Source organism: Photorhabdus kleinii, from assembly GCF_025384885.1.
Classification (GTDB): Bacteria; Pseudomonadota; Gammaproteobacteria; order Enterobacterales; family Enterobacteriaceae; genus Photorhabdus; species Photorhabdus kayaii.
The window spans coordinates 73,112-82,888 of the sequence record NZ_JAJAFY010000018.1 but is presented as its reverse complement, the minus strand read 5'-3'; the positions used below and the strand labels follow the sequence as shown (position 1 = coordinate 82,888).

At 48.6% G+C, this 9,777-nt stretch carries 2 protein-coding genes and 2 pseudogenes; 1 reads left to right on the top strand and 3 read right to left on the bottom strand.

Going from position 1 to position 9,777, the window contains the following annotated elements:
- A partial coding sequence (locus LG003_RS11125; protein WP_262980726.1) for a non-ribosomal peptide synthetase occupies nucleotides 1-5,576 on the bottom strand: 5,576 nt, incomplete at its 3' end.
- A 1,043-nt stretch (nucleotides 5,577-6,619) separates the two neighbouring features.
- Between LG003_RS11125 and LG003_RS11120 the strand changes: the two are divergent.
- Nucleotides 6,620-7,048: pseudogene (locus LG003_RS11120) on the top strand (helix-turn-helix domain-containing protein); the annotation flags it as partial.
- Nucleotides 7,049-7,283: 235 nt separating this feature from the next.
- Here LG003_RS11120 and LG003_RS11115 read toward each other — a convergent pair.
- Together LG003_RS11115 and ltrA are read right to left on the bottom strand one after the other, a co-directional pair.
- Nucleotides 7,284-8,287 (bottom strand): annotated as a pseudogene (locus tag LG003_RS11115) (IS110 family transposase).
- 155 nt (nucleotides 8,288-8,442) lie between these two features.
- Nucleotides 8,443-9,777, bottom strand: a complete 1,335-nt coding sequence (ltrA, locus tag LG003_RS11110) for a group II intron reverse transcriptase/maturase (protein WP_262980725.1) — start codon at nucleotides 9,775-9,777, stop codon at nucleotides 8,443-8,445.

The following is a 9,777-nucleotide window of genomic DNA, read 5'->3' as shown; positions in this document are numbered from 1 at the left end:
ACCCGCTCATCCGGGCCGATTTCCGCATAGCCATTATTGATAACCAGCCGGACGACCGCACGGTGGGACACGACAACCCCTTTCGGCACGCCGGTTGAACCGGAGGTGTACATAACATAAACGGCATCTGAACCAAGGCGGGTTAAGTTGAGATTCAGCCCCTCTTCTTCCCGGCCTGAGTCTGTTTCTCCCATCATCCGGAAGAGCGGCACAGCCAGATTAACCGGAATACCCATTTGCTTATCGGTAAGCAGCAACTGAGCAGCACAATCATGTATCAACCAGTTTTTCCGTTCATCCGGTGCACCAGGATCAATGGGTACATAAACCGCGCCGGCTTTAAGAACGGCCAGTTGGGCTACCACCAGCGCCACCGAACGGTCCAGCAACAGCGCAACATGCCCACCGGGACGAACCCCCTGCTCAACGAGCTGACGGGCCAGCCGGTTGGCACGGACATTGAGTTCCGCATAGCTGAGGGTCTGATCTTCGTACACCAGAGCGGTGGCAGCCGGGGTTTTCGCCGCCTGTTGTTCAAATAACTGATGGAGGCACAAGGCTTCAGGATACGGCGCTTCCGTTGCATTCCAGGTTTTTAGTAACAAGGTCCGTTCCGCTTCCGGCAGGATGTCCAATGTCCGTACCGGCCTGTCCGGGGTGTGCTCCAGCGCTTCCGCCAGACTCTCCAGTGCCTGCTGCATATAATCGCATACCCGCTCCGGCGCAAACGGCTGAACCGTCTGTGCTGTCAGCCCCAGCGAACCACCAAAATCCTCAACCGACAGTACGAAGGGGTAGTTAGTCCGTTCCTGCCCACCAACAACTTCAATCCCGCTTATCAGTTCACCGGAGATGGCCGACACATCATTATGCCGGTAATTCAGCAGGGCACTGAAGAGGGGACTTACGTTGTCAATGCCGCTGCATCGTTGAGCCAGCGCCAGTGACGCATGCTCATGCGCCAATAATCCGGCCAGCCGGGTATGGGCCTGTTGTACACTGTCCCACACCGGCGTGTTATCTATATCCAGCCGCAACGGCAAAGTATTCATAAACAGCCCCAGCCCGCTGTCCATCCCTTCTCCCGCGGCCATACGTCCGAACAATACAGTACCGAACACCACGTTTTCCTGACTACTGGTCCGGGACAACACCTGCGCCCAGGCCAGATGGCACAACGCCGCCAGACTAACCCCTAACTGCTGCGCCTGACGGCGCAAACGGTTATTCAGCTCAGCGGATAACATCCGGTGGTATTCCGTCACCTGTGAGCCGTCACGATGGACCTCCGCCAAGCCGAACGGCAGTGTCGGTTCCACCACATCCGCCAGCATTTCCGTGAAGAAACGGGTGTGCGCTTCCTGGCTTACCCCCAACCGGGCCTGGGCAACCAGATTGCGGAACGGCACCGATGTCGGCAACGTTTCCTCCTGCCCCGTCAGATATGCCCGGACCTCATGGTGCATCATTTCCTGTGTTGTATGGTCGCCAATCAGGTGGTGCTGCAATTCCAGTAAGCACCAACGGCCATCCGTTTCCCGGGCAATAACAAATTGCAGTAACGGGGCATTGCTTAAGTTAAGACGAAAATGGCGGAGATCAAAACGCCGACTTAACTGCTCACTGACCGGCCCTTTTGCCGGATCTAATGTCAGTTCAGTGACGGATATAGTGGCCTGACGCCAGACCACCTGCGCCGGCTCAGACAACTCCTGCCAGACAAAGGCAGTCCGCAGAATATCATGGCGATTAATCACCTGCTGCATAGCCGCCAAATACCGGTCCAACAAAGCCCGGTCCGCAAAAATCATCAGACCGGTCAACAAGTACGGATCTCCCTCGCTTGCCAGTAAGTGGTGGAATAAGATCCCGTCCTGCAACGGTGTCAGGGCATAAATATCCTGAATATTACTCATCCCACCCGGCACTTGCCCGACGATAAGGTCAATATCAGCCTGAGTCAGATCTATTAGCGGCAACATTGCCGGGATGAGTACTGTCGTATCGGGGGTAATTACATTAGCGGGTACTTCCACTGCCCGGTGCCGTCCCAACGTTTGCGCAAAATCTGACAGTACCGGCGTCTGAAACAGATCGCACACTGCCAGCGTCATCTCCGACTGACGCAGGTGTTCAATCATCCGCACTGCTAGCAAGGAATGGCCGCCGAGCGTAAAGAAATTGTCATGTCGGCTGATTTGCTCAATGCCCAGCAGTTCACACCAAATCGCCGCCAACACCGTTTCGGTTTCTCCCTGCGGCGCTTCATAACGTTGGCGGGCAAACGCTTCGCTATCCGGTGCCGGCAGCGCCTCTCGATCCAGTTTGCCATTCGGGGTTAACGGGAAGCTCTTCAGACAGACAAACGCCGCCGGTACCATATAATCCGGTAACCGGGCACTCAGGTGCCCCCTCAAGCGGTTCACCAGCTCCTCCTCCGTTTCCGCTACTACATAGGCCACTAACCGTTTGTCCATCCCGTCACCCTGTATCAGTACTACCGACTCACGTACCGCTGGGTGTTCCATCAGCCGCGCTTCAATTTCTCCCGGCTCAATGCGGAAACCGCGGATTTTCACCTGCTGGTCATTGCGTCCCAGATATTCCAGATTGCCGTCTGACCGGTAACGCGCCAAATCCCCAGTACGGTACATCCGTGCATGGGGTTTGTCACTGAACGGGTCGGCCAGAAAGCGCTCTGCCGTGAGTTCAGGGCGGTTCAGATAACCCCGTGCGACGCCTTGGCCCGCAATATAAATCTCCCCAGGCACCCCCAGAGGAACAGGTTGACCGCGCATGTCGAGAATGTAGACTCTGGTATTGGCAATCGGACGACCTATATGGGCAGCAAAACCCGTTGCTCTATTCATCCGTGTCCAGATCGAATAAGTCGTTGTCTCCGAAGGACCGTACAGGTTACAAATATCTTGTACCGGAGAAGAGGCAAATAAACGCTCAACAATATGCGGTTTCAATGTTTCACCCGCTAAATTGATGGTTCGGATGGTTTTAAGGATCGCATTGCTATCAGTCAAATAAGCAATGGCCGATGGCACAGTATTGATAAGGCTGATAGGGTGTTGTACCTTTAGTTCCGTGGTTGCCAGAAAGAGTGCATCAGGAACAATATACGTCGTGCCACCCGATATTAAGGGGGCAAAACATTCGTATACTGCCAAATCAAAATTCAGCGAGGTGGCGAAAAGCGTGTGTGACAACTCTTCAGCGCTGAAATTCTGCTGTGCCCAGAGGAGAAAATTCACGGTATTACGATGCTCAATCGCAACACCTTTGGGCAATCCGGTAGAGCCTGAGGTATAGATCACATACGCCAGATGGTGTGATGCCAGCCCCAGAGCCTGTGCATCTGGGTTATCTGTCGGCATGGTCTCAACTTCTTGCAGATCAAAGAAAACAGTCGGTACACGATTAACTAATGTACTGGCCAACTGTCCGAGCAGTTTTTTTTGCATAAGTAAAACAATCGGAGCGGCATCTTCGAGCATATACGCCAACCGTTCGACAGGATAACTTGGATCGAGCGAGACATAAGCCCCGCCGGCTTTCAGTATCGCCAATACCCCAACTACCATTGCCAGTGAACGTGACACACAAATGGCTACTCGCTGTTCTGGCCCTACGCCCAACGCAATTAATTGATGAGCCAGCCGGTTGGCACGAGCATTGAGTTCAACATAACTGAGGGTCTGGTCTTCGTACACCAAGGCAGTCGCGTCCGGGGTTTTCGCCGCCTGTTGTTCAAATAACTGATGGATGCACCCTGTCTCAGGATACAACGTTTCCGTTGCATTCCAGGTTTCCAGTAGCAATGTCCGCTCAGCCTCAGGAAGCAAATTAAGCTGCCCTATGGGTATTTCTTCATCTGTCCTTTTTGATGACAGTAACCTCTGTAAATGTTCACTCATCCGCAGAATCACTGCCGCATCCAGACGATTTTCATCATAGATCCAACGGAAACCGCCCTGCGTATTTATCTGAAATGTCAGCAACTCGCCAGACCTTTCTTGATCACATAACCGATTATCCTGCACCACAGAGACAGCTACCGACCATGGATGGCGTGTTCTTAATTCTGGGATAGTGCACAGTGCAGGAAAACGCGAAAAAAGGTCACGACTATATGTGCCGTACTGTGCCAGCAGAGCTAGTTCATTATCGACGGAGTCAGCAACCTCACACCACGGTTTATCAAATGCGGCTTCAATGGTCATGGGCACCACTGATGCCATATTTGATAAGTCATCGTTTGATCCCACACACCAGCCAACCTGAAACACCGTCTGTTGGGTCAGACGCGCCAGGTAGATAACGAATGCCTGTAATAACGTTCTCCATGACACTTCTTTAATATCTTTACTGTTTTGAGGAAACACGGACTGCCAAGGGCTCATTACCCAGCGGGGTTCTGTTGTCCTATGGGGAATGTCGAAAGGTAAATGGGCGGGTTGCAGGGTGGCAAGACGCTTACACCAAAAGGGTTCATAAGGTGCGAGTGTTTGAAGAGTATTCTTGATATTCTGCTCCTGTTGCGACGAAAGCAGAGGCAACTGTTTACCGGGTTTCAGTTCTGATATTTCTGCAAGTGCTATGGCAGACAGCAACTGGCCTTCCAGCGTGGAGAATCCCCCGATCCGGACATCCTCACTGCCCGTCGTCACCTGCCAGCTCTCCTCCTCCACACAGATCAACGTCCCCGGTTTTCCCCCAGAACACATGTCCAACCGCTGAAGCCAAGAAATTCGTACCGTGTCCTGTTTTAGTAAAAGTTTTGGGCAACCCAATGGGTTGGCATAATTCTCGCCAAAACCTAATACACGCACTAACGCCGACAATATCTCACCTGGCTGTTCCCAACATAAGTACCCACCAGCATCCGGGCGACGTGATAACGCATAAAAACTCCGTTTCGAAAGGTCTTGTGGATAAGTTATCAGTGTGCCGTGACTCAGATCTTTTAATAGTTCATTAAATCCTTTTTGAGCCGCCTGATAACATTTCAGATTCAATAAGAAAGCCGTATCTTGTTCTTCAATCGATACCGGCCATTGCGCAGCGATATTTCCGGCATTCGCATCGCCTTCAATACAGTGCCAGGAAATGGCATACGATGTTTCCCTCGCTAATAGCGCCCAGGATGTTGCATGACTGCCTGCATAACGTGGCAAAGGACTATCATGATAATTAAAAGCACCACCACGGATTTGTTTAATTAATGACGCTGGCAGAATGATTGGGTTGGCGATGGAGAAAAGCCAGTCAACAGGCTGTAACAGGATATGTTCTTGTAATTCATCCACCGAATTAACCCAATCAATCCCCTGCTGTTCAGCCCATGTCTGTAGAACACTATCGGTAGATAACACTGCCTGTATAATATGCCCAGCCGCCAGAATTTGCTCGGCGCAAAACACAGCAAGGGTTGTTCCCCCCACTACAACGCATTCTCGTGGTGGAATCAATGTCTCACCTGCATGATGCGGGACATTTTCATCTACCCCCTGAGAAAACACTTTGCCTTTAAATATATTTCCCTCTGTAGCAATGTTATCTTTCATTTATTACCTCAACGAATTTGTTAGAAATCTGAAAACCGTCATTACCGAACAGTTATCATCAATGTTGTTTACTTACTTCTTACCCTTAAGAAATAAAAACCGACATGTCTGACATTAATTCAAAATATTCAGATACGGAATGCCATATCCCGGTCATTAACAATCAATTGGCAATTTTTTGGCGCTAATTTTTTTGACAATGGAATAAATAATTGACCCTATAATCCATAATAAAACATTCCATTTCGTTCCTGTTTTAGATAAATTTGATTAATTTCTGCAATTTCATTGACTGAAAACAAATTAAATAATTAGGGATTAGACAATTTTCATAGCTTATTATACATTACACGGAAATATAGTCTCAGATAAAAAATCATATCCGATATTATCTTATAACAACAAAGTAACACCGCCAACGTAGACATTGTAAACAAGATCAACATCCACATTAAAACTGTCCTCAACAGCTTTTAACTCTATATTATTACTAAATAACTTTCCAAAATGGTGCTACACCTTATCTACTAACAACCCTATGTATAACAATGACAATGGGTTGAAGGAAACCACGTGTAGCGGAATTATGAAACCTATTTAGTCATTTAAAACAAAACCAATATATAAAAAAGCGAAACCATGAAATTAAACCCCATTGAATCAGCCTAATATCACCATTAAGAAACACATTACCATTATCAAATTTCCAATTATTTTTATCAAAAAATATTTTCAACAATAATTCTACAATTAAACATATGATTGAAATGCCGAATCAGTCAAAAAAACAAAACAAAATTAACAATAAAATTCGTTTTAGATCACATAACAGATAATAACAACAATAACAAATAAACCTGACTAAATAACTAAACATGGGAATTATCACTTCCCTTATTTCGTCTTAATATAGAAACAATCCAATATGAAAAATATATACCGAATTATCATATCAAAGTTAAATTATTCAATATTCCTGACTATATACCCGTAATCATTGAAGATGCTTGATTTTATCCGAAATGGAGATCATTATCCTCGCTATGAAAATATTTATTACATCAGAACAAAAAATCAAACTTGAGCGTCTTCACGACACCACTCGTGATGGTCAAGTACGAGACAGAATAAAAGCTATCCTTCTGGCTTCTGAAGGGTGGAGTTCTGTGATGATAGCCCAGGCATTGCGACTCCATCAGACCACCGTTGACCGCCATATCAGTGATTACCTTAATCAAGGTAAACTTAAATCGGGTAATGGGGGGTCTGACAGTTTACTTTCCCGGGAACAAACTGATTTTTTAATCAACCACTTATCTCAACATCTTTTCCATCACACCCGTGAAATCGTGGCCTATGTCGCTCAGCTCTGGAATATGACCTTTAGCATTCCCGGCATGAATAAATGGTTACATCGTCAGGGTTTTTCTTATAAAAATCTATGGTCACCCCCGTTTTTGCAACACAAATTTTGATGTATGGTGGGCTTGCGTAAATCTATTCGGCGTCTGGTGAGCAGTCATGCCCGCGCCACGATGAGTTCCGTGCCTGCCGAACCTTAAAAACCGGTCGGCTTCAGAGAGCCATTTTTTATATCAGGTTCATCAGCAGGCCGATATGCCGTTCATGTCATCAATTATCTGTCGTCGCAAAACCAGATGGTAACTGCTTAACTTACTGAGCTAACGCAGTTTTTCGTTGGCTCTTTTATTTAATGAACACCGTCTGATGTGCCGTAACGGCCCAGGCTATTCGTGCCAGTTTGTTCGCCAGCGCACACGCCACAACGTTCGAGTGATGGCTGGCAAGCTGCCTGTTCACCCACTCTGTCAGACGCCCTGGATTATGCTCCAGCCGCTGCATAAAGACCCTGGCACACTGCGCCAGCAGCCGTCTCAGATTTTTATCACCCCGCTTGCTGATGCCCATCAGTGTCGTTTTTCCACCCGTGCTGTACTGGCGGGGAACCCGCCCTGTTGAAGCCGCAAAGTCACGGCTGCTGGCATAGTTTTTACCGTCCCCCAGCCGCATGGCTAACAGACTCGCCGTTACCGGCCCAACGCCAGGAATGGTCAGCAGGCGTTGCGCGGTTTCATCTTCCGCCAGATGCGTTTTCAGTTCCTTATCGACTTCCTCAATTTCTCCGCTGAGGTAAACATAATGACTGTGGCGTCTGCTCAGAACCCTTGCCAGATAAGGCGGAAAGTCATTTTCTTCCAGCACAGCGGCCAGACGTCGTATCACGGCAATACCGCGCGGCAGACTGACGCCGAACTCCAGCAAAAAAGCGCGCATCTGATTGGTGGTTTTAACGCGTTGCCGTATCAGTGAGTCTCTGACGCGATGGAGGGCGGCCATCGCCTGTTGGTCTTCTGTGCGGGGGGCACAAAGCGCATGGAGGGCCGGGAAGCTGCCTCGCAGATAGCTTCAGCATCGACAAAATCGTTCTTGTTACTCTTAACAAAAGGACGGACGAACTGCGGAGAAATCAGCTTTGCCTCATGGCCTAAATCAGCGCTCCGGCGAGCCATAAAGTGCGCCCCACCGCAGGACTCCATCACTACGGTTGCAGCCTTGCAGGAACCGAGAAAATTCATAAGCTGAGTGCGGGAAAACTTCTTACGCAGCAGGGCGTTACCCTGCCTGTCCTGACAGTGGACATGGAAGGAATGTTTACCGAGATCGATACCAATAAGCGTAACGTTTTGCATGATGGTTCCCTCTAAAATAAAATACCCTGCTAGCGTACCTCTCACAGGGTGGGTGAGTAGAGCTGTCCGGTCACCCAGACAGCCCCCTCCGCAGAACCGGACGTGCGGAACTACCGCATCCGGCTCCCGACAGATCTGTGTCCCCACACACATATTCAGCGAGAATTGAACATTGAATGTGTTTTCCATCTGGACGGATAACCCAGCATTTTTAAGATCAGATTCAGCTTCTTCCACGTCAATCGGCGACGTCCTCCTTGACGGTTGAACCATCGATAGATTATTCGCGTACTTTGGTAGATAAACTGCCCGACTCGTCTCTGGTTATCAGAAATACCGTGATAATTTATCCAGCCTCTGATGACTCTGATGACGGTATTCAGGATGAGCCTTTTGTCGGTTGCATTCAGATTCTTCCAGAGGAAATCCCTGAGGCCCTTCAATTTGGCGGCAAAACGGTCTTTTCGGCTGGTTAACTTCAACCGCCAGAAACCCTTTCGTGTTTTCCCCCAATAGCAGGTAAACCCCAGAAAGTTAAACGTCGGCAGGCGCTTTCCAGACTGGCTGGCTCTCATTGCCGCTATGTGACCCGCCGGAATTAACTGCGATTTGTCACTGTGCAGCTCAAGACCAAATTTATTCAGTCTTTTGGGTAGCGCCTTGTAAAAGCGTTTAGCTTCGCTGGAATATTGAAAGGTAAATACCCTGTCATCGGCATACCTCACCATCTCTGCCCGTCCATGAATATGAGAATGGCTGATTTCATCAAACCATTCGTCTATGACATGATGCAGGTAGATATTGGCCAATACTGGTGACAGAATTGAACCTTGCGGACACCCGCGCATATTGCGGGATGTCTCTTTATCCACTATGACGGGCGCCGTTATTAAGACCTCAATCAGTCTGAGAAAACGGCGATCTGATATCTTCTTCCGCAGTAAATTCATCAGCTCAATATGGGGTATTGTGTTGAAATACTTTCGGATGTCGATTTCCACAACCGCGCCATTCCAGTTACGGTATGTTTGCTGTTGCAGAGCCTTCAACGCCGCATGACAGTTTAATCCTGGTCGAAAACCGTATGAACAGGGCATAAACAGCGGCTCATAGATTCGGCTGAGGATATCACTGACCGCAACTTGCACCAGTTTGTCCTCTATGCACGAAATAGCCAGTGGCCGTTTGCTGCCATCCTCCTTCGGGATCTCCGTGATTCTGGCTGCTTTCGGGCGATACGTTCCTCTGCGTATTCGCAGGATGAGTTTATTAATATTCTCATCAAGATGCTCACCGTAAACGGCTTTAGTCATGCGATCCACACCCACGGCCTTATTCCCGTCTAGCCGCAGGAATTGTCCTTTCAGCATGTCACTGTTCAACAAATGTCCTAAGTTATTGAACACCTGCTGTTTGTCGTTAGCTGATTTCTTGCCTATACGCTCAAGTTTTGTTAACCATGATACTCCGTCGTTGCTGTGTTCGGTCAT